This is a genomic window from Allostigmatella hybrida, from assembly GCF_020103775.1.
GTDB classification, from domain to species: Bacteria; Myxococcota; Myxococcia; order Myxococcales; family Myxococcaceae; genus Hyalangium; species Hyalangium aurantiaca.
In genome coordinates, this window is sequence record NZ_JAHXBH010000019.1 from 113,266 (window position 1) to 131,588 (window position 18,323).

An 18,323-nucleotide genomic window follows, 5' to 3' on the forward strand; every position below is an offset into this window, starting at 1 on the left:
GACGAGGTTGCAGTCCAGCACCCGGCGCGGAGTCGCTCTCCTGAGGGGGTGAACGAGTCCGCAGCCCGGGCCTGTAAAGGGGGTGCCTCCGCCAGAGGCAGCCCCTTTGCTCTTTTTAGGGGCTGGCCGGCGGCGTCCCCGGGCGCTGGCCCCAGGCGGCGAGCACCTCGCGCTCCCGCTCCGGCGAGAGCCCCGCGCGCAGCTTCGCCTGCCGCTCGGGGGGCAGCGTGCGGAACCAGGCCAGCGTGTCGCGCACCGTCCCCTCCAGGGGGCGGAACTCCAGCCCCCGGGCCCGGGCCCGGGCGTGGCTCACCCGGCTGATGCCGCCCATCTCCGTGGCACGGGGCACCCACACGGGCATGTCCGACCAGGGGCTCACCTTCTGCGCCTCCAGGAAGGCGGTGTCCGCCCAGGTGAAGGTGGCGTTGCCGCCGTTGGCCTGCCGGCACGCCTCCAGCAGCCCTCGCATGGACAGCGTCTCCAGCGGCCCCGTGGCGTTGAAGACGCCCATGTCCCGGTTCTCCACCAACCCCACGAGGAAGGCCGCCAAGTCCCTCACATCAATGAATTGCACCGGGTCCTCGCCATCCCCCGGGGCCAGCACCTCGCCGCCCCGCGCCACGCGCACCGGCCAGTAGGTGAAGCGGTCCGTGGGGTCATCCGGGCCCACGATGAGGCCGGGCCGCACGTTCGCCACCCGGCCCGGCAGCGCCGTCTCCGCCGCCTTCTCGCACAGCGCCTTGAGGGCCCCGTAGTGCTGGGAGACGTCCTCCGTCGTCTCGTCCGCCACGGTGGCCACGGGCGAGCTCTCGTCGAGGCCGCCCTCGCGCATGTCCTGGTACACGGAGATGGAGGAGACGAAGAGGTAGTGGCCCACGCGGGGGGCGAGCAGCTCCGCGCTGGCCCTCACCACGCGCGGCACGTACCCCGAGGTGTCGATGACGGCATCCCACTCCCGGCCCTCCAGGGCCTTGAGGTTGCCGTTCCGGTCCCCCTGGAGCTTCTCCACCTGGGGAAAGAGCCCGGGCCGCGTCTTGCCCCGGTTGAAGAGGGTGAGGGTGTGGCCCCGCGACAGGGCCCGCTCCACCAGCGCGGGCCCCAGGAACGAGGTTCCTCCCAGAATGAGGATCTTCTTCTTCATGGCAGGCACCTCTTTTTCGGCGGGCTTCGTCGAAGCACAGCCCAGGGCCCAGAGCGAGCCGAGCCCGGCCGCCCCCTTCATCACTCCTCTGCGCGTTAGACGTGTCATGCGGTCCTCCGGAGAAAGGCTTCAGGGCGCGCCGGGCGCGGGCTCACAGGGCGCGGGCATCCGAGGCCAGGGCCGTGGCCCCGGGCGCCTGGGTGTGCGCCCGGACACGCGGGTGCCGGGCCAGGAAGAGCGAGACGGCCAGCCACAGCCCGGCCACGGGCGCGGAGGCCAGGAGCAGCCCCGCGGCGCCCAGCCCCAGCGCCTTGAGCCCGTCCTCGGCCCAGGTGGCCAGCGTGTCCCCGCCCCGGTACACCACCGTGTCGATGACGCTCTTGGCCTTGTACTTCTCCTCGCGCCCCACCGTGGTGAAGAGCAGCTCGCGCGAGGGCCGCTCCAGCGCGTAGTGCGTGGCCCCCCGGAGCGAGCGCACCCCGATGAACAGCCACACCGAGGGCAGCACCGCCAGCCCCACGAAGCCCAGCAGCGTGAGCACCGGCGTCACCGCCAGCGCCACCCCCAGCCCCACCTTCGAGAGCAGCCGCGCGGTGACGAACGCCTGCAGCACGAGCGTGACGACCTGCACCCACAAATCGATGTTCGCGAACGCCGCGGTGCGCTCGGCCAGGCCCAGGGCCACCCGGTCCACCAGCCGCACCTGCAGCAGGTACAGGAAGGTGGAGGTGACGGTGTAGAAGACCGTCTGCAGCCCCAGCGCCAAGAGAAACGGTGAGGTGGCCAGCAGCCTCAGCCCCGCGAGGATGCCGCCCCCCACGGGCCCCGCCTCGGATGGCGGGAAGTGCGAGTCCCGCGCCCAGCCCGAGAGCCGCTGGACGCACCGCACGCTCACCTCCAGCAGCACCAGGGCCACGAGCACGAGGTTCACCGGCCCCAGCGGCACCGCCAGCACGCGCACCAGCAGCAGCCCGGCGATGACGCCCGTGGTGCCCCCCGCGGAGATGAGCCCGAAGAGGCGCCGGGCCTGCTCGCTCGCGAACAGGTCCGCCATGAAGCTCCAGAAGATGGAGACGACAAAGAGGTTGTAGACGCTCACCCAGACATAGAAGGCCCGCGCCACCAGCGGCTGGGCGACCTCCAGCTTCATCAGGATGAAGAAGGCCAGGAGCTGCAGCAGGAAGAGCCGGTAGATGAGCGGAATCACGCGCCTGCGGGGCCAGCGCGCCACCATCGCCGCGAACAGGGGCACCGCCACCAGCATCACCCCGAAGGTGGCGGTGAAGAGCCACTTGAGCTGCTTCACCCCGCCGGCCGTGCCCATCGCGTCGCGCAGCGGCTTGAGGATGAAGTAGCCCCCCATCAACGTGAAGAAATAGAGGAAGGACCAGAGCACGGCCCCTACCTCCTCCTTCCGCACGTCCACGAATCGTCCGAGCATGGCGTTACGCCCCCCGAGGGCGTGCCGCCCTCAACCCCGGCCGCGTCTGGCTATTCCCCAGGCGGGCAGGCATGCCTCACGGGCCGTTCAGCGCCCCACGCAGCGCCGCCTCCACCCGGGGCAGCGCCTCCTGGATTTCCTCCACGGACGTGGCGCCCACCGACAGCCGGAACCAGCCCGTGTCCTCCATCAGCCCGAACGCCTGGAAGGGCACCACCGCGAAGCTCGCCTTCTCCAGGAGCAGCTTGCGGATGTCGTCGTTGCCCTGGAGGCCCGCCTTGCCCACCAGGTTGAAGCGCACCGAGAGGTAGATGGCGCCCTGGGGGGCAATCGCCTCCACCGGCAGCCCCGCCTCGCGCATGCGCGTGAAGCCCTGGTGCAGCGCCTCCAGGCGCGCGTCCACCTGCCGCCGCATCGACTCCAGGAAGGCCGTGTTCGAGGCCACCGCGTCCAGGTAGCGCGCCGTGGCCACCTGCTCCGCCTTGGGCGCCCACGCCCCCACGTGCCCCAGCACATCGCGCATGCGGGCGATGAGGGCCGGCGGCCCCACGCCCCAGCCCACGCGCACCCCCGTGGCCGCGAAGGCCTTGGAGATGCCGTCCACGAAGACGGTGTAGTGCGCCATCTCCGGCACCAGCTCCACCGGCGTCACGTGCTTCACCCGGCCGAAGCTCAGCGTCCAGTAGATGTGGTCATACATGAGGATGAGCGGCCGCTCGCCCCGCGCCTGGCGCGCCCGGTTCTCCGCGACGATGCGCTCGCAGATGGCCTTCAGCGCCGCCGGCTCGATCATCGTCCCCGTGGGGTTGAGCGGGCTGCCCAAGCACAACAGCCGCGCCCCCGGCAGGTGCGGGGTGAGCTGCTCCACCGTGGGCATGAAGCCGTGCGCCGCGTCCGTGACGACCACCGTCTCCGTGGCCCCCATCATGTGGACGTAATGGTTGTTGTTCCAAGAAGGCACCGGGTAGATGACCCGGTCCCCCGCGTCCAGCACCGTGCGGTAGGTGCCGTAGATGATGGGCCGCGCCCCGCCGGTGATGACGATGCCTTCCAGGGGGTACTTCAGACCCAGCGCGCGCTCGTAGAAGCGCTGCACGCCCTGGCGCAGCTCCAGCACCCCGTCCGAGGGCGGGTAGTTCGTCTCGCCCGCCTGGAGCGCCGTGGTGATGCCCTCGCCCAGCGCGACCGGGATGGGGAACTCGCGCGGGCTGAAGTCGCCCACCGTCAGGTTGCACACCTTGCGCCCCTGGGCGGTGAGTTCACGGATTTCCGCCGCGATGCGCAGGATGTCGCTGCCCTTCAGGCCGCGCGCCATGGTGCCAACGTGGGTGTCTTCCCGCTTGGGGAGTGAGGTCAGATCGAGGGCCATCGTGAATCGCTCCGGTCGGCGTCCGGACATGCGCTGCCTGCCCGGGCGGCCGGACCATACACGCCTTCCCCACATCCAAAGTGACTTGAGGAGCGTAGAACTCGCCGCGAAGAGACCAGGCAAGCCCGTCCCGGAGGGCACCCGGTGCCGTCAGATGTGACCCACCTGTCCCAAAAGGCGTCGCCTCCAGAGCGCCGGCCAGGCGTCGCGTCCTCCGGAAGGGCAGCGGCCTGAAAACGGTTTTTCCAATAAATTAAGCAAAATAGGACACGACCCAAAGAACGGATAAAGGCCCGGAACGGGGGCTCATCCCTTGCAAGGTTTCCCCTTCGTACCGGGTCCCCTTCGTTCCCTGCTTCTCCCCCTCAAGGTCCCACCATGACACCCGAATCCCGCTGCTGCCTCGCGCTTGCCCTGCTGCTCTCCCTCGCCTCGGCGTCCGCCCAAGAGGGCGAACCCGTGGGTGCCCTCAACCGGGATGTGCTCGGCACCCGCTCCATCGTGGCGTGTGACGTGGCGGCCCAGGCGTGCGGCGTGGGGGTGATGTCGTTTCCGGTCACCTCCTCCATGGTGCCCTACGGCAAGCCGGGCCTGGCGCTGGCCAACCAGATGATGCCCTCGGTGGAGCTCGCCGAGTCCATCATCTCGCGCATCGACGCGGGCCATACGCCCCAGCAGGCCATCAACGCTACGCTGGCCTCCCCCAGCGCCAACGCGGCGATGCGGCAGATCGGCGTGGCCATCCTCCGCAACAACACCGTGCAGGTGGGCCAGTACACCGGCCAGGACAGCTGGACGCAGCGCTGCGCCGTGATGGGCACCACCTACGCGGTCCAGGCCGCGGGCCAGACGAGCGCCGCGGTGTGCGCGGCCATGGCCCAGGGCTTCCAGAACGCCCGCGGCAGCCTCGCGGTGCGGCTCATGGAGGCGCTCAAGGCCGGGGCCCGCGTGGGCCAGGACTCGCGCGGCGAGCGCTCCGGCACCGTGCGCGTGTGGGCCCCCGCCTCGCAGACCGATGGCTTCACCTATTACATCGCCGACGCCTCGGTGGCCGGCAAGCGCGATGCGCTCCAGCTCCTGGAGTCCGAGCTGTACCGGTACCTGGGGCAGATGGTTCGCGAGTCGCCCGCCAACCGCGTGGAGCTGGACCCGTGGACCGTCATGAGCCTGAAGTGGGCCCTCTGGGAGACGCGGTACTACCGGGGCGCGTTCGACCCGTCGTGGACCTCCGAGGCCGAGGCGGCCCTGATGGAGTTCCAGGCCGCCAACTCGCTCTTCCCCCGGGGCACGTTCAAGTCCGGCGGAAAAACCTACATCGACTGGGCCCTGGTGCAGTTCATCCTCCGCGCCCAGGAAGGCTCGGTGCAGCCCGCGGCCCGGTGAGTGGGGACTGGCACCCGGTGCCCACCCGTGCGAGAGGGGACTCCGGCCCGAGTCCCCGGGCCTCCTTGGGAGGGTGATGCATGAAGCCGGTGGCGAAGGTGCTCGGACGTTGGATGGGGGCCCTGTGGCTTCCGGGCTGTCTGGTGGCTGCGGGGTGCTCCAAGCCCCAGCAGGAGCCCCCGCCGCCGCCGCCCCCCGTGGCAGCGCCGGCCCCCGCCACCCCGGAGCCTCCCGCGGCCCCCGCCGCGGAAGCCCCGCCGCCCGCCGCGGAAGCCCTGCCTCCTCCTGCCGCCGAGCCCTCGCCCCCTCCCGCCGCCGAGGCCCCCGCGCCCGGCGGCCGCGAGTGGGGCACGGCCCGCCAGGCGGTGGAGCACGCCGCCCCCGCCTCCGTGACGCTGCGCTCGGTGCGCACCGGGCGCAACGAGGGCTTCGACCGGGTGGTGTTCGAGTTCGACGGGCCCCAGGTGCCGGGCTACCGCATCGAGTACGTGGAGAAGCCTGTCATCCAATGCGGCTCGGGAGACCCCACGGAGCTGGCCGGCCAGGGCGCGCTCCAGGTGAGCCTCACCCCCGCGCAGGCGCACGAGGGCGGGACGGTGACCGTGGCCGAGCGCGCGCGCAAGCCCGCCCTGCCCTCGCTCCTGGAGCTGAAGCTCACGTGTGACTTCGAGGGCGAGGTGGTCTGGGTGTTCGGCACCCCGAAGGCCCCGCAGCCCTACCGCGTCCTGGAGCTGCGCGAGCCCACCCGCCTCGTGGTGGACGTGCAGCACTGAGCCCGCCGCCTCAGGGCCTGGGCCCGGGGGCCGCCGCCTCCAGCGCGTCAATCAAGGGCTGGGGGCGCTGGGCCGCGTCCCCGGCGCGCAGGGCCAGGGCCAGCACCCGGGGCAGGTTCAGGGCCGCGCCCCGGGTGAGCTTCTCCGCGTAGTCGTGTCCGTAGTCCTGTGGCACCCGGAGGCTCCAGTTCTCCTCGTTGACGGTGCCGGGCACGTTGTAGACCTCCGTCATCCCCAGCAGGTCCGCGAAGAAGATGGACACGTTCTGGGCGCGGCTCGCGAAGAGGTCCGCGAACTTCGCCTGCTCGAGCAGCCCCGGCTCCTCGCGCAGCCGCCGCGCGAAGGCCTCGCGCCCGCCCGCCTCCGGGTGCAGCCGCCACGCCAGGTAGTCCGCCTGCTCGCGGATGCTGCCCGACTGCCGCCACCCCTCGGCCACGCGCCACAGCGGCGGCGTGTCGTGGGTGCCCACCATGACCCAGTCTTCCGGGGCCGCGTTCTCGCTGCGGTACACGTCCGTGGGCTCCTTCAGGTTCGCCTTCTGGGTGACGCGGAAGCGGCCCATGCCGTACTGCGCGAGCACGCGCTGGAGCGGATAGGGCTGGGTGCTGAGCACCTCGCCCAGCAGATCCGTGAGGTGCCGCCCGTGGCGGCGCGAGGAGGCAACGATGGTGTCGATGAGCACGCTGTAGCGGCGCACCTGCTCGGGCGTGAGCGAGCGCACCCACCCGTCCGCGTGGCGCGGCACAGTGAGGTCCAACTGCGCGGCGGTGGCGATGGCGTGGCGCGCCAGCTCCGGGTGGTCCGCCAGCGCCGGCGAGTCGAACAGCCGCGCGCCCTGCTGCACCGCCCGCAGCGGATCCGCCGCGTCCGCGCGGTAGACCCAGGGGCACACGAGGCCGTGCGGGTGGTCGATGCGCAGCCCGTCGTACTCGGCGAGCATCTTGTCCATGCGCGCTTCCATGAAGCGCAGCACGGGGCCCGCGCGGTGCTCTGGGGCATGCCCCTCGCGCGCCTCGAAGAAGCCAGCCGGGTCGAGCACGGGGTAGTTCCAGGGCTGCCCGTCGGGGTTGGTGCGGCTGGGCGGCGCGCCCATGAGGTAGGTGCGCAGGAAGAGCCCCTGCCACGCCCACGCATCCTCCAGCGAGAAGCCAATCTGCAGGTCCCCGTACAGCTTCAGCCCCCCGCGGGCCGCGCGCTCCCGGAGCTGGCCGTGCGCCTCGTGGACGAGGAACTGGTGGAAGGCATAGCGCTCGAAGAGCGCCCCGTGCCGGGCCCGCACGGCGAGGCCCCGCGCCTCGCAGGCCTCCTCCTCGCCCGGTGCCGGGGCCAGGAGCCACGCATCGCGCGCCGCCTCGCCCCGCCCCGCCCACCGCCGCCAGTCGCGCTGGCCGTGCTCGACACACAGCGCCTCGAAGAGCGCATCGCGCACGAGCCAGTCCCGGTTCGCCCGGGCGAAGTCCTCGAAGCGCCGCACCTGCTCGCGCCCCTCCGGCCGCGCCGCGCCCCCGCCCCGCTCGCGCTGGAGCGCCTCCCACGCCTCGTCGAGCGCGGCCCGCTGGGCGCGGAAGGCATGGCGGTAGCGCGGGCCGGGCCCCTCGTTCACCGGGCGCGAGGAGACGATGCCTTCGAGCCGCTCCGGCGGCAGCAGCCCCGCGCCCTCCGTGCCGGTGAGCGCCGCCAGCGGGACGTTGAGGACGTTGCGCGAGAAGAGCGTCGCGTCGTAGGGCGAGGCGTTGGACTCGGAGGTCTGCCCCTGGGGCCCGAGTTGGATGCCGTTGAAGCCCAGCGCCCGGACGAACTCCAGGAAGCGCGTGGCGCCCCGCGTGTACGGGGAGCCCCGGCCCGTGTCCTCGTCCGGCTCGCTGGGAAAGGACGGATCATGAATGCTCAGCACCAGGTTGCGCACCTGCAGCGCGTCCAGGGCCGAGGCGATGAGCTGTCGAGGGTGTTCCGGCATGGCAGTCCGTGGGCACGAGCGAGTCCCCGGACACCTATCATTCTCCCACGCCGGAGCCCCCCGGTTTTCCCCCGCGCGCTACGGCTGGGCGCTGGGGGGCGTCTCGCTGATGATCAACGTGTTCTGGGAGAACTTCGCCCCGCAGGTGGACACCAGGCGCCCATCCGCGCACTGCACCGGCTCGGTGGCCCGCGTGTGCGAGGTGAAGCAGGCGGCGCCCTCGCTGTTCCACTCGGCCTCGGCCACCCAGGCCTCGGAGTCCGTCTGCACGCTCTGGGTGTCGTACAGGTTCACCCAGTTGCCGTCCTGCGTGTAGGAGGTGCCGTCGCCGCAGAAGTCCGCGCGGATCAGCCGCGTGCAGGCCTGGTGGTGCTCCTCCAGGCTCACGCCGTCCACCGACTGCCAGGGCTTGTAGCCAAAGCGCACGCACTTGGCGAGCGCGGCCCCGTCACACGCGAAGGTGAACACGCTGGTGTCGTGAATCTTCGAGCCGCCGCCCGCCACGCCCTGCTTGTAGTTCCACGTGCCCTCCAGCGGGATGGCCTTCAGCGCCGCGCCGTCCGCCGTGGTGCAGATGGGGTGCCAGGCCCCCGTCTTGTTGTCCTGGAAGGACACGTCGTAGGACCACACGTCCTGGTCCACGCCGCTGCCCTGGCTCACGCCGTCGATGCGCAGCGGCAGGGTGCTCCCGTCGTCCAGATTGCCCACCAGGTGCAGGTTGACGAGGTCCGTTCCCGACAGTTCCTCACCGCGGAACAGCCCGTGAATCGCCGAACCTTCCAGCCACAGCTCTTGCATCGGCAGGGCCACGTTCATACCTCCCTTGGTGGCCCCTCCGTACCGCACCGACACCAGCATCCCGTTCATCCACGGGCCATTCACATTCCGGCCATTCACATTCCGGCCATTGAGCGTCGGCCCATTGGCCGCCGCCAGCCCCGCCACCACCCCTCCCACCGTCACCGGTGCCGTGTCCGTCCCCTCCTCCGTTCCGCATCCCACCGCCACCCACATCCCCAACGCCGCCGCCACCACGTGCCGAGCACCCACGGAACACCTCCCTGCCAACCCTGACCGCATGCGGACGGTGTGCAGTGGGTGGGGGAGCGACAAGGTACGGGGAAGCCCTCAAGCACTTGCACCGTCGCGTCATCAGCACTCGGTTCCTTCACAAGCGCTGGCTCGCCGACACTCCCGTCGCGGGAGCAACATTGTGCTTCCCAGAGCAACGGAAAGTTCTCTTCGGGAAGGATCAGCGAGCAGGCGAGGGAGGGGGGGCACACAGGCGCAAGCCCACCGTCGGATCTCTCGCGTCGCGCTCGGGGAGCTCCCGGTTGGAGGAGCGGGCCGAGGGGGCGGCGAAGTAGTAGCTGCCGCCGCGCACCACGGGCTTGCCGGGCTCCAGCCAGGAGTAGGCCCACTCCCAGACGTTGCCCGCCATGTCGTCCACGCCGAAGGGGCTGCGGGAGGCGGGGTGACGGCCCACTTCGTCCGGACCGAAGCCGCCTGCTTCCTTGCCGTACGTGAGATCAAAGTTGGCCTCGCGAGGGGCCAGCCGGTCCCCGTGGGGGTACTCCCGCCCATCCGCCCCCCGCGCGGCGCGCTCCCACTCCAGCTCGGAGCACAGGCGGGCGCCGGGCACCCGGCCCGTCTTCGACAGCCACGCGGCGTAGGCCTCCGCGCTGTCGAAGGTGATGCCGGAGACGGGCATCTTCAGCCAGTCCTGCTCGGCGTTCCAGGCGCGCTTGGCGTAGCGCAGCTTCTCCCCGGCCCACGCGGTGTAGAGCACGGAGCTGGGCTGCATCTTCAGCCGCCAGGTGTCCCCCACCTGCTCCAGCTTCAAGAGCGAGCCCAGCGCGCCCACCGCCGGCGCGTGCTTCGCGCGCTGGGCGGGGGGCAGGCTCTCCAGGAAGGCAATCCAATCCGCGTACGTCGTCTCGTGGCGGGCGATGAGGAAGCCCGCCGTCTTCATCTCGTGGATGGGAACGGCGTTGAAGAACTCGCGCACGCTCTCGTCCTCGGCGCTGCCGAAGAGCACCTGCCCCGGGGGCACGTAGACAAAGCCCTTGGGCAGGGAGCCCTGGGGCAGCAGCGGCAGCTCCATCACCCGCCGCTCGCCGCGCACCACCCGCAGCGGCAGGAGCAGGGGCTCGTGGCCCGGCGCCTCCGCCTCCAGCCGGTAGTTGCCCGGCGGCACCGGGAGATCCGCCCCCGGGCCCTCGGGGGGCGGCCAGGAGAGGGGCGGGCCCAGCACCTCGTGGCCGTCCGCGCCGCGGGACACGGGCAGGAGCCTCGCCTGCACGCCCGCGGGCTTGAACGCCAGCGCCAGGTGCGCGGGCTCGCTCCACTGCTGCCAGCGGTGGCCGCCCACGTCATAGAGCCGCAGCCGCTGGAGCAGCGTGGGCAGGGTGACTTTCTCGTCCTCCTGCTCGGCCAGGAGGGCGCGCTCGTGCAGGTAGCTGGCCAGCTCGTCCCAGACTTCCTTGCGGCCCGGCTCCAGCACCAGCGCGCGCTCCAGCCGGTCCGCCACCGCGTCGAAGTGCTCGCGCACCTGCGCGCTGCGGGCCGCGGCGTGCGCCCAGGCCCGGTCGCCTTCCGCCTTGTGCCCCGCGCTGTAGAGCCGGAAGGCCTGGTCCCGCTCGGCGCTCAGCGCCTGGCGCTTGTCCCGGGCCTCGCCGAGCGCGCGCGAGGCCTCGCTCAGCTGGGCCTGCACCTCCTGGCTCAGCCGCCAGCGCTCGCGCAGCCGCCCGCCGCCGTACACGAGCGCCAGGAGGATGAGGAACCCGGCGGCGAGCGCACGCCGCACCTGGCGGCTGCGCACCACCGTGCGGCGCGACACCTCCAGGAAGTCCTGCTCCCGTCGCGTCAGCTCCGCGGCGTCCAGCACCGCCGTCTCCGCGAGCTGCCGCGGGCCCCAGAGCACATCGCGCGCGTGCCCCAGCCGCTCCCAGTGGGCCGCGGCCGTCTCCAGGCGCGCCTGCACCTCGCGGCGCTCGGTGGACTCCACCAGCCAGCGCGCCAGCGTCTTCCACCCGGTGACAAGCGCCTCGTGGGCCACTTCGTAGGAGGTGCCCTCCTCCGCCTCGCGCGCCACGAGCAGCCGCGCGCGCACCAGCGCCTCCAGCGCGGCGCGGTAGCGTGGGTCGTCCCCCACGAGCTCGCGGTCCGTCTTGCGCGCGCGCGTGCCGTCCGCGGTGATGAGGCGCAGCAGCACCCCGCGCGCGGCCACGCGCTGGTCGGGCAACAGGCTGTCCACCGCCCCGTCCGCGTGCCGCGCCAGCGCGCCCGACACCCCGCCCAGCCCATCGAGCGCCGCCTGGGTGATGACGCCCGCGGCCCGGTCGCGCGCCTCCCACAGCTCCGCCAGGGCGAACTGGAGCAGTGGCAGGCCGCCCTCGGTGGCCGCGGTGGCCGCCACCAGCGTGTCCACCAGCGCCTCGGACTCGAAGCGCACGCCCTTGACGCGCGCCGGGCCCATGATGGCCTCGCGCATCTCCTCGGGCGTCAGCGCGCGCAGGAGGTAGAGCGCGCGCGGCACCGCGGCGCCGAGCCCCGGCACCCCGGTGAGCCGGGTGAGGAAGTCGCTGCGGCCGGTGGCCAGCAGCCGCACGCCGGTGACGCCCTCGGCCAGCTCTCCGAGCGCGATGCCCGCCTGGGCCGCCTCCTCGGCGGAGGCGAGCGTCACCAACTCCTCGAGCTGATCCACGTAGAGCAGCAGCCCCTCGCGCGCGCCCAGCTTCGCACGCAGCCTTCGCGCCAGGGCGCTGGGCTCCGCGTGCAGGCTCTCGGCGAGCTGCTCCTCGGGCACCTCCAGGATGGGCGCCAGCGCCGCGGAGAGCGCGGCGACGGGGTGGCGGCCCGGCACCAGGCGCGTGGAGCGCCAGCGCCGCCCGTCCTCCAGCGCCCCATCCGCGAGGAGCGGGATGACGCCCGCGAGGCACAGGGAGGACTTGCCCACGCCGGAGTCACCGGTGATGAGCAGGAAGGGCTCGCCCTTGAGCCGCTCCAGCACCGCGCGCTGCTCGCGCCGCCGGCCGAAGAACAGGGCGCGGTGCTCGGCCTCGAACGCCTGGAGGCCGCGGAAGGGGTTGCCCTCGGGGATGGTGCCCGGGACGAGCTCGTCCCGCCCGAGCTGCTCCAGCGCGTCCAGCAGCACCGCCGCGGAGGCATAGCGCTCCGAGGGCTCGCGCCGCAGGCACCGGTCGATGACGGCCGCCAGCCCCGCGTCCACCCCGGGGGCGGCCTCGGCGAGCGGCCGCGCGTCGCGCGAGCGCACGCACTCGGACAGCTCGCGCCAGGGCACGTCCCGGAACGGCCCCTTGCCCGCGCACAGCTCGTAGAGCACCACGCCCAGCGAGTACACGTCGCTGCGCGCCGTCAGCTCCTCGCCCGCCCACGCCTCGGGGGACATGTAATAGGGTGTGCCCACCAGCGCGCCCCGGGGCAGCGAGGGCAGGAACACCCCATCCAGCGAACGCGCGCCGAAGCCCGCGCTCGCCTCGGGATCCAACTCCGCGGGCACCACGGGGGGCACCGCCGCCGCCCGGCCCGGCCCCGTCTCGGCGGCCGCTGCGGCCGCTGCGGCCGGATCCAGGAGCTTGGCGAGGCCGAAGTCCAGGAGCTTCACCTCGCCGGCCTCGGTGAGCACGGCGTTGCCCGGCTTGATGTCCCGGTGCAGCACCCCGCGCCGGTGCGCCGCGCTCAGCCCGCGCGCCAGGTCCTTCCCGATGGACAGCACGCGCTCGGAAGGAACGGGCCGGGCCACCCGGTCCAGGCTGACGCCGCGGATGAACTCGGAGATGAGGTAGGGCTGATCCTCCAGCTGGCCCACGCGGTAGAGCGTGACGACGTTGGGGTGCTGGATGCGGGCCGCGGCCCGGGCCTCCACCAGGAAGCGCGACAGGGCGTTCTGGCCCAGGGCGGGGATGAACTTCACCGCCACGGGACGCTCCAGCAGCGTGTCGTGCGCCAGGTACACCCTTCCCGTGCGCCCACGGCCGATCAGCCGGATCAGCCGGTACTCGTCGAACTCCTCCGGGGGAGTCCACGCATCGGGTGGGTTGAGGGAGGCTGGAGAGGCCACGATCAGTGCCTACGCGCTCGGCTCAAGGCAATCAACCCACCTCCCGCCAAAGAACGCGTGCCGCGAGGCTAGCGCTTGCCCTTCACCTTGCTCGGCTTGAGCATCGTCCGGATCTTGTCTTCCAGGTCCGAGGGCAGGCAGGGCTTGGCCACGAACTCGTCGGCCCCTGCCTCCTTCGCGTGGTGCTCGCTGCCGGCGAGCACGTGGCCGCTGAGCGCCATCACCGGGATGTCGCGCGTGCGGATGTCGTTCTTGATGAGCCGCGTGGCCTCCCAGCCATCCATCACCGGCAGGGACAGGTCCATGAGGATGATGTCGGGCGAGGCCTCCTGGGCCTTCTCCACGGCCTCGGCCCCGTTGCGCGCCGTCTCCACGAGGAAGCCGGCGAACTCCAGGTACTCGGCGTACATCTCGCGCGCATCATCGAAGTCATCGACGACGAGCACCCGCTTTTTCGCTGGTTGGACCGCTGCACTGACATCCTCTGGCAGCATCTTCGTGGCCGACTGGCTCATGGGGCGGGGCTCCAACGGGGAAGTGACCTGAACCATTCTATACACGCCCTGCCCTCCGCGCCTTGTCCCCCCGGCCGGGGATGCGTACGCCAAAGTGCGCGGGGATTGTTTCCCAGCAGACACCTCCCCCGGAAAACCTCGTTCCCGAGGGAGGTGGACGTGCGTGGAGGGAGGCGAACCGCGCCTCAGGGCGCGGGGGGGATGGCGCCCGTACCGGACAGAACCCCGGTCAGGTCCTCCACCTGGCTGACCCCCCAGGCATTGGCATAGCCGTTGCGAGCGGCGTCCTTGATGGCGCTGAAGGCCACCACCACCGGCAGCCCGCCGGGGAAGTCCGCGGGGTTCAGGGGCCGGGTGCCCGCGAAGCGGAAGGAGTAGCGGGTGGTGAAGCCGGAGGCGGTGATGGAGAACACCGGCTCCTCGGCGGGCGTGCCCGTCACGTAGGGGGCCAGCGGCTCGTCGGCGAGCAGCGAGAAGCCCGTCTTGTTGCCCACCTCGCCCACCGCGTTGCCCACCGTGCCGTTGGCATCGAGGTCCGCGTTGAAGAACGCGAAGACCGGCGAGGCGCCGTAGCGGCTCACCACGTGGTTGAAGTTCAGGTACACCTGCTCGTTCGGATCCAACACGCCGTTGGTGTAGACGGCCGACGGCTTGAGGTCGCGGAACTGCACGCTCTCGATGGCGGTGGGGAGCGGCTGGTTCAGGTCCCCGCCGAAGAAGGACACGGTGCTGTTGAACTGCGTGGCGCCCGTGGCCGAGCCGTTGAGCGCCACCGCGCGCAGGGTGAGGTTGTACTCCTTGCCCGGCTGGAAGGGCTGGTCCGGTACAATTGTCAGCACGGTGCCGCCGCCCGACAGCGACTTGGAGAAGCCCAGGCGCGCCTTGCTGTACTCGTCCGTGAGGCCGGCGATGACGGAGGTGGGCTGCACCGGCTGGTTGAAGACGATGGAGAGCCCCTCGCCGGAGCGGACCATGTTGAAGATGGGGTCCTTCGAGCCGCCCTTGAGCGAGGCGATGCTGCTGTGGCTGAGGCCCAGGGCAGCCTCCGGGGTGTAGGCGTACGGCAGGCTCTCGGTGCGCTGCGTGCCGGAGGCCAGGAGCTGATCCGCCGTGTACTCGATGAGCCGGCCGCCGGCCTCGAACACGCCGTCATTGTTGGCATCCAGCGCGGCGATGGACAGCCGGAGCTTGCCCTGCAGCCGCTGCAGCTCGGCCGGCCGGGGCACCCGCTCGAAGGAGAGCAGGCCCTGCGCATCCGCGGTGGCATCGATGACGACGGTGCTGGTGGTCCGCTCGGAGGAGCCGAAGAGCACCAGGCCCGCGGGGTCCACCTCCAGCGTGCCCTGGGCGCCCGCGGCGGGGCGGCCATCCGGACCGAAGGCGTAGACCTTCAGCGAGCCGTTGAGCTCGCTCAGCAGCACGGGGCCAAAGCTCGCGTTGCCGTTGTTGATGGGCACGTTGCCCGCGGAGGAGGGCACCACGGAGGTGGCGCGCAGCGAGGCGAAGCCCTCCTTGCTGAAGGTGAGCAGCACCTGGGCGCCGCCCGGCACGTTCTGGAAGGTGAAGTTGCCCTGCTCGTCGGTGGCGACCGTGTTGGCGGTGGGCGTGCTGCCCAGCGTCATCGTCACGGTGGCGCCGGACAGCGGCCGCTGCTGGGTCGTCAGCACCTGGCCGGAGACGGTGCCCTTGGGCGTCGCGGGGACCACCACCGAGATGTTGTTCGGATCCCGGACGCCATCGGCGATGCCATCCCCATCCTCATCGGAAGCACCGCACCCCACGGCCAGGAGGGGCACCACGGCCAAAGCCAGCTTCTTCATCATCTCCACCTTTAAAGTGATGCTGATAAGTCCACGCCAGGACAAACGGGCGGTGTGAAACACTCTCCCGGGCACGCCGCGGGCGTCAAGTTGACGCCCGGCGCGGGAGCGGGGCTGTTACGGTGGCGCGATGTCCGATGTGAACTCGCCCTGCCTGGGCTGTGCCGTGGTGAGCGGGGCCACCCGCCCGGTGGGGGGCGTGCTCGCCCGGGGCTCCGGGCTGGTGGTGCACGGGGTGGCCGCCCCGAGTCCCCTGCCCGGCTGGGTGGTGATTTCCAGCGAGCAACACGTGCGCGCCTGGTACGAGCTGGACGGCGAGCCCGCGCGCGAGCTGGGCCCGCTGGCCGCCCGGGTGATGCGCGCCCAGCGCGAGGTGCTCGGCGCCGAGCACGCCTACGCCTTCGCCATCGGCGACGTGCTGCGTCATTTCCACCTGCACATGGTGCCCCGCTTCGCGGACACGCCGCAACGGCTCCGGGGCCGGGGGGCCTTTGACTTCACGGAGGCCGACGCGCTGTCCGCCGAGGCGCTGGAGGCCGCGGCCCAGGCGCTCGCCGCCGCCCTCCGGGCATGAGCCTGGAAGGCCTCCCCTCGGGCCCGCCGTGGCCCCTGGCCGTCACCACCTCCGACCGGGTGGACCCCGCGCTCGCGCAGCGGGCCCAGCAGGCGGCCCGGGAGGTGGGGGTGCCGTACGTGGCGCGGCACCACAAGCTGCCGCTCAAGGCGCTCTTGGGGCACAGCGCCCAGGCCCTCCTCGTCTTCGAGGCGGCCTCGGTGGCGCTCGTGGATGCGCATGGGGTGCTGCGCTTCTCGCCGGGGCTGGGGCACCTGCGGGTGAAGCAGCTCGACGCGGGCGTCCAGGAGGACATGCTCGTGCGCATCGCCGGGCTGCGCGAGGGGGAGCGCGTCCTCGACTGCACCCTGGGGCTGGGCGCCGATGCGCAGACGGCCGCGCGGCTGGTGGGCCCCACGGGCGCGCTCACCGCGCTGGAGAAGAGCCCCGCCCTCTACCTCCTGGCCCACCACGGGCTGGCCGGCCTTCCCCGCCACCCCCGGGCCTGTCCCATCGAGGTGGTCCACGCGGACGCGGGCACGTACCTGCGCGCGCTGCCCGCGGGCGCCTTCGATGCGGTGCTGTTCGATCCGATGTTCGAGCGCACGCGCAAGTCCTCCCACGCCTTCGAGATGCTCCGCCGCCACGCGGACTACACGCCGCTGACGCGCGAGACGCTGGCCGAGGCCCAGCGCGTGGCCCGCCGCGTGGTGGTGCTCAAGGGCTCGCCCTACTCCAGCGACTTCAAGAAGCTGGGCGTCCAGCCCGAGCCCGCCCGGCCCAACGCCACCGTGCGCTGGGCGAAGCTGCCCGGGGGCCTTGGCGTCCCGGACTCAGAATGAGGGCAGGCCGTTGGCCAGGTGCGACGACAGGCCGCCGTCCATGACCAGCGCGCTGCCGTTGACGTAGCCGCCCGCGGGCCCCGCCAGGAAGGCCACCAGCTCCGCCACCTCCTCGGGGCGGCCGAACCGGCCCACGGGAATGCGCTTCAGCAGCTCCTGCCGGATGCCGGGATCCGCGTTCGCCAGCATCTCCGTGTCGATGTAGCCCGGGCAGACGGCGTTGCAGGTGATGCCGGAGGCCCCCCACTCGGCGGCCACGGCCTTGGAGTAGCCGACGACGGCATGCTTGGTGGCCACGTAGGTGGACGAGAGCGCCCCGCCAAACAGCCCCTGGATGGAGGAGATGTTGATGATGCGCCCGAACCCCTGCGCCTTCATCCGGGGCAGGGCCCACCGGCAGAAGTAGTGGAGGCTGTCCACGTTCACCCCGAACAGGGCCTCCCACTCCGCCTTGGGCACCTCGTCCGCGCGGTGGAAGGGCCCGCCGAAGCCCGCGTTGTTCACGAGCACGCTGGGCGGCCCCAGGCGCGCTTCGAGGGCGCCCAGCACCGCGTTCACCTGGGCCTCGTCGGCCACATCGCAGACGAACGGCCAGGCCTGGGCCCCCGCGGCCAGCAGCGTCTTCTCGACCGAGGCCAGGGCCTTCTCATCCCGCGCCAGCAGGGCCACACGGAAGGAGTGGCGCGCGAGCACCTCCGCGATCGCCGCGCCAATGCCGCGGCTGGCGCCGGTGACAATGGCCAGGCGCGTGTCCGGAATCGAGCCCATCAGAGTACTCCCTTGGAAGGCAGCAGCCGGATCTCATCGACCCGGACGTTCAACGGCTTGCGGGCAATCTCCCAGAGGCATTGGGCCACTTCCTCCAGGGGCAGCATGTCGGCCGGACTGAACTCCGGGCGCGCGTGCCACAGGGACGTGTAGACGGCCCCCAGCGAGACGAGCGTGGCCCGGACGCCGTGGGCCTTGCCCTCCTCGTTCAGCACCCCCGTCAGCCCCCGGAGCCCGTGCTTGGAGGCCGCGTAGGCCGCGTTCATCGGCAGGGTCAGGTGGTCGCTCACCGAGCCGATGTGCAGGATGCGCCCCCCACCGTGCGCCTTCATCCGCTTGAACGCCTCGCGCGCGCACAGGAAGGCCCCCGTCAGGTTCACCTCCAGCGTCCGGCGCCACTCCGAGAGCGGCGTCTCCTCGACCGGCGAGAACACGCCGATGCCCGCGCAGTTGATCAGCACGCCCAGGGGGCCCAGCGCCTGCGCCACCTTCTCGAACAGCGCCGTCACCGAGGCCTCGTCCGTGATGTCCACCCGGAGCGCCTCCGCCGTGTCCTCCGGGACGTCCATCGCGGCGCACACCGTGTGCACGCCCTCGGCCCGCAGCTTGTGGACGACGGCGGAGCCAATGTCTCCGGTCCCCCCGACGACGAGCGCAGTGCGGACTTCCATGACGCGT

The 18,323-nt window shown here is 72.0% G+C and carries 14 protein-coding genes; 4 read left to right on the forward strand and 10 right to left on the reverse strand.

Going from position 1 to position 18,323, the window contains the following annotated elements:
* Nucleotides 1-115: 115 nt before the first annotated feature.
* The 3 genes from KY661_RS25195 to KY661_RS25205 all read right to left on the reverse strand — a co-directional run bounded on the left by KY661_RS25195 (nt 116) and on the right by KY661_RS25205 (nt 3,951).
* Nucleotides 116-1,222 carry an SDR family oxidoreductase gene (locus KY661_RS25195; RefSeq protein WP_398577235.1) on the reverse strand — a complete coding sequence of 369 codons (1,107 nt, stop codon included), beginning with the start codon at nt 1,220-1,222 and terminating at the stop codon, nt 116-118.
* 70 nt (nt 1,223-1,292) lie between these two features.
* Nucleotides 1,293-2,582: an NTP/NDP exchange transporter gene (locus KY661_RS25200; protein ID WP_225412644.1), complete on the reverse strand. Its 1,290-nt coding sequence runs from the start codon at nt 2,580-2,582 to the stop codon at nt 1,293-1,295.
* A gap of 76 nt (nt 2,583-2,658) precedes the next feature.
* The gene (locus KY661_RS25205) at nt 2,659-3,951 is read right to left on the reverse strand and encodes a pyridoxal phosphate-dependent aminotransferase (protein WP_225412645.1); all 1,293 of its coding nucleotides are present in this window, start codon (nt 3,949-3,951) and stop codon (nt 2,659-2,661) included.
* A gap of 378 nt (nt 3,952-4,329) precedes the next feature.
* Here KY661_RS25205 and KY661_RS25210 point away from each other — a divergent pair, with 378 nt between their 5' ends.
* Entirely contained in the window at nt 4,330-5,334 is a 1,005-nt protein-coding gene (locus KY661_RS25210; protein WP_225412646.1) for a DUF1028 domain-containing protein, read from the forward strand.
* Nucleotides 5,335-5,414: 80 nt separating this feature from the next.
* The gene (locus tag KY661_RS25215; RefSeq protein WP_225412647.1) at nt 5,415-6,107 is read left to right on the forward strand and encodes an AMIN-like domain-containing (lipo)protein; all 693 of its coding nucleotides are present in this window, start codon (nt 5,415-5,417) and stop codon (nt 6,105-6,107) included.
* 10 nt (nt 6,108-6,117) lie between these two features.
* Here the strand turns inward: KY661_RS25215 and KY661_RS25220 are convergent, their stop codons facing one another.
* From KY661_RS25220 to KY661_RS25240, 5 genes are all read right to left on the reverse strand, one after another.
* Complete coding sequence (locus tag KY661_RS25220) at nt 6,118-8,064, reverse strand: 4-alpha-glucanotransferase (RefSeq protein ID WP_225412648.1); 1,947 nt, start codon at nt 8,062-8,064, stop codon at nt 6,118-6,120.
* Nucleotides 8,065-8,142: 78 nt separating this feature from the next.
* Nucleotides 8,143-9,114 carry an ADYC domain-containing protein gene (locus KY661_RS25225; RefSeq protein ID WP_225412649.1) on the reverse strand — a complete coding sequence of 324 codons (972 nt, stop codon included), beginning with the start codon at nt 9,112-9,114 and terminating at the stop codon, nt 8,143-8,145.
* Nucleotides 9,115-9,316: 202 nt separating this feature from the next.
* Nucleotides 9,317-13,147: an nSTAND1 domain-containing NTPase gene (locus KY661_RS25230; protein ID WP_225412650.1), complete on the reverse strand. Its 3,831-nt coding sequence runs from the start codon at nt 13,145-13,147 to the stop codon at nt 9,317-9,319.
* A 68-nt stretch (nt 13,148-13,215) separates the two neighbouring features.
* Nucleotides 13,216-13,662 (reverse strand): response regulator, encoded by a 447-nt coding sequence (locus tag KY661_RS25235; protein WP_075009113.1) that lies wholly within the window; start codon nt 13,660-13,662, stop codon nt 13,216-13,218.
* Between the two features lie 185 nt (nt 13,663-13,847).
* Nucleotides 13,848-15,482, reverse strand: coding sequence for a carboxypeptidase-like regulatory domain-containing protein (locus KY661_RS25240; protein ID WP_225412651.1), 1,635 nt, complete (start codon nt 15,480-15,482; stop codon nt 13,848-13,850).
* 130 nt (nt 15,483-15,612) lie between these two features.
* Here KY661_RS25240 and KY661_RS25245 point away from each other — a divergent pair, with 130 nt between their 5' ends.
* Both KY661_RS25245 and KY661_RS25250 read left to right on the forward strand, forming a co-directional pair.
* The gene (locus tag KY661_RS25245) at nt 15,613-16,056 is read left to right on the forward strand and encodes an HIT family protein (RefSeq protein WP_225412652.1); all 444 of its coding nucleotides are present in this window, start codon (nt 15,613-15,615) and stop codon (nt 16,054-16,056) included.
* The gene (locus tag KY661_RS25250; protein ID WP_225412653.1) at nt 16,053-16,877 is read left to right on the forward strand and encodes a class I SAM-dependent methyltransferase; all 825 of its coding nucleotides are present in this window, start codon (nt 16,053-16,055) and stop codon (nt 16,875-16,877) included. Before KY661_RS25245 ends, KY661_RS25250 begins: the two co-directional genes overlap by 4 nt.
* On the opposite strand, the gene KY661_RS25255 is transcribed toward KY661_RS25250, so the two are convergent.
* Nucleotides 16,869-17,645 (reverse strand): SDR family NAD(P)-dependent oxidoreductase, encoded by a 777-nt coding sequence (locus KY661_RS25255; protein ID WP_225412654.1) that lies wholly within the window; start codon nt 17,643-17,645, stop codon nt 16,869-16,871. The genes KY661_RS25250 and KY661_RS25255 overlap by 9 nt on opposite strands.
* Nucleotides 17,645-18,316, reverse strand: a complete 672-nt coding sequence (locus tag KY661_RS25260) for an SDR family oxidoreductase (RefSeq protein WP_225412655.1) — start codon at nt 18,314-18,316, stop codon at nt 17,645-17,647. Before KY661_RS25260 ends, KY661_RS25255 begins: the two co-directional genes overlap by 1 nt.
* Between the last annotated feature and the right edge of the window lie 7 nt (nt 18,317-18,323).

Coding starts and splice junctions, on each gene's coding strand:
- KY661_RS25255 (WP_225412654.1), bottom strand. CDS start 17,645: ATGGGCTCGATTCCGGACACGCGCCTGGCCATTGTCACCGGCGCCAGC.
- KY661_RS25240 (WP_225412651.1), bottom strand. CDS start 15,482: ATGAAGAAGCTGGCTTTGGCCGTGGTGCCCCTCCTGGCCGTGGGGTGC.
- KY661_RS25200 (WP_225412644.1), bottom strand. CDS start 2,582: ATGCTCGGACGATTCGTGGACGTGCGGAAGGAGGAGGTAGGGGCCGTG.
- KY661_RS25195 (WP_398577235.1), bottom strand. CDS start 1,222: ATGAAGGGGGCGGCCGGGCTCGGCTCGCTCTGGGCCCTGGGCTGTGCT.
- KY661_RS25245 (WP_225412652.1), top strand. CDS start 15,613: ATGTCCGATGTGAACTCGCCCTGCCTGGGCTGTGCCGTGGTGAGCGGG.
- KY661_RS25235 (WP_075009113.1), bottom strand. CDS start 13,662: ATGAGCCAGTCGGCCACGAAGATGCTGCCAGAGGATGTCAGTGCAGCG.
- KY661_RS25220 (WP_225412648.1), bottom strand. CDS start 8,064: ATGCCGGAACACCCTCGACAGCTCATCGCCTCGGCCCTGGACGCGCTG.
- KY661_RS25260 (WP_225412655.1), bottom strand. CDS start 18,316: ATGGAAGTCCGCACTGCGCTCGTCGTCGGGGGGACCGGAGACATTGGC.
- KY661_RS25205 (WP_225412645.1), bottom strand. CDS start 3,951: ATGGCCCTCGATCTGACCTCACTCCCCAAGCGGGAAGACACCCACGTT.
- KY661_RS25210 (WP_225412646.1), top strand. CDS start 4,330: ATGACACCCGAATCCCGCTGCTGCCTCGCGCTTGCCCTGCTGCTCTCC.
- KY661_RS25250 (WP_225412653.1), top strand. CDS start 16,053: ATGAGCCTGGAAGGCCTCCCCTCGGGCCCGCCGTGGCCCCTGGCCGTC.
- KY661_RS25215 (WP_225412647.1), top strand. CDS start 5,415: ATGAAGCCGGTGGCGAAGGTGCTCGGACGTTGGATGGGGGCCCTGTGG.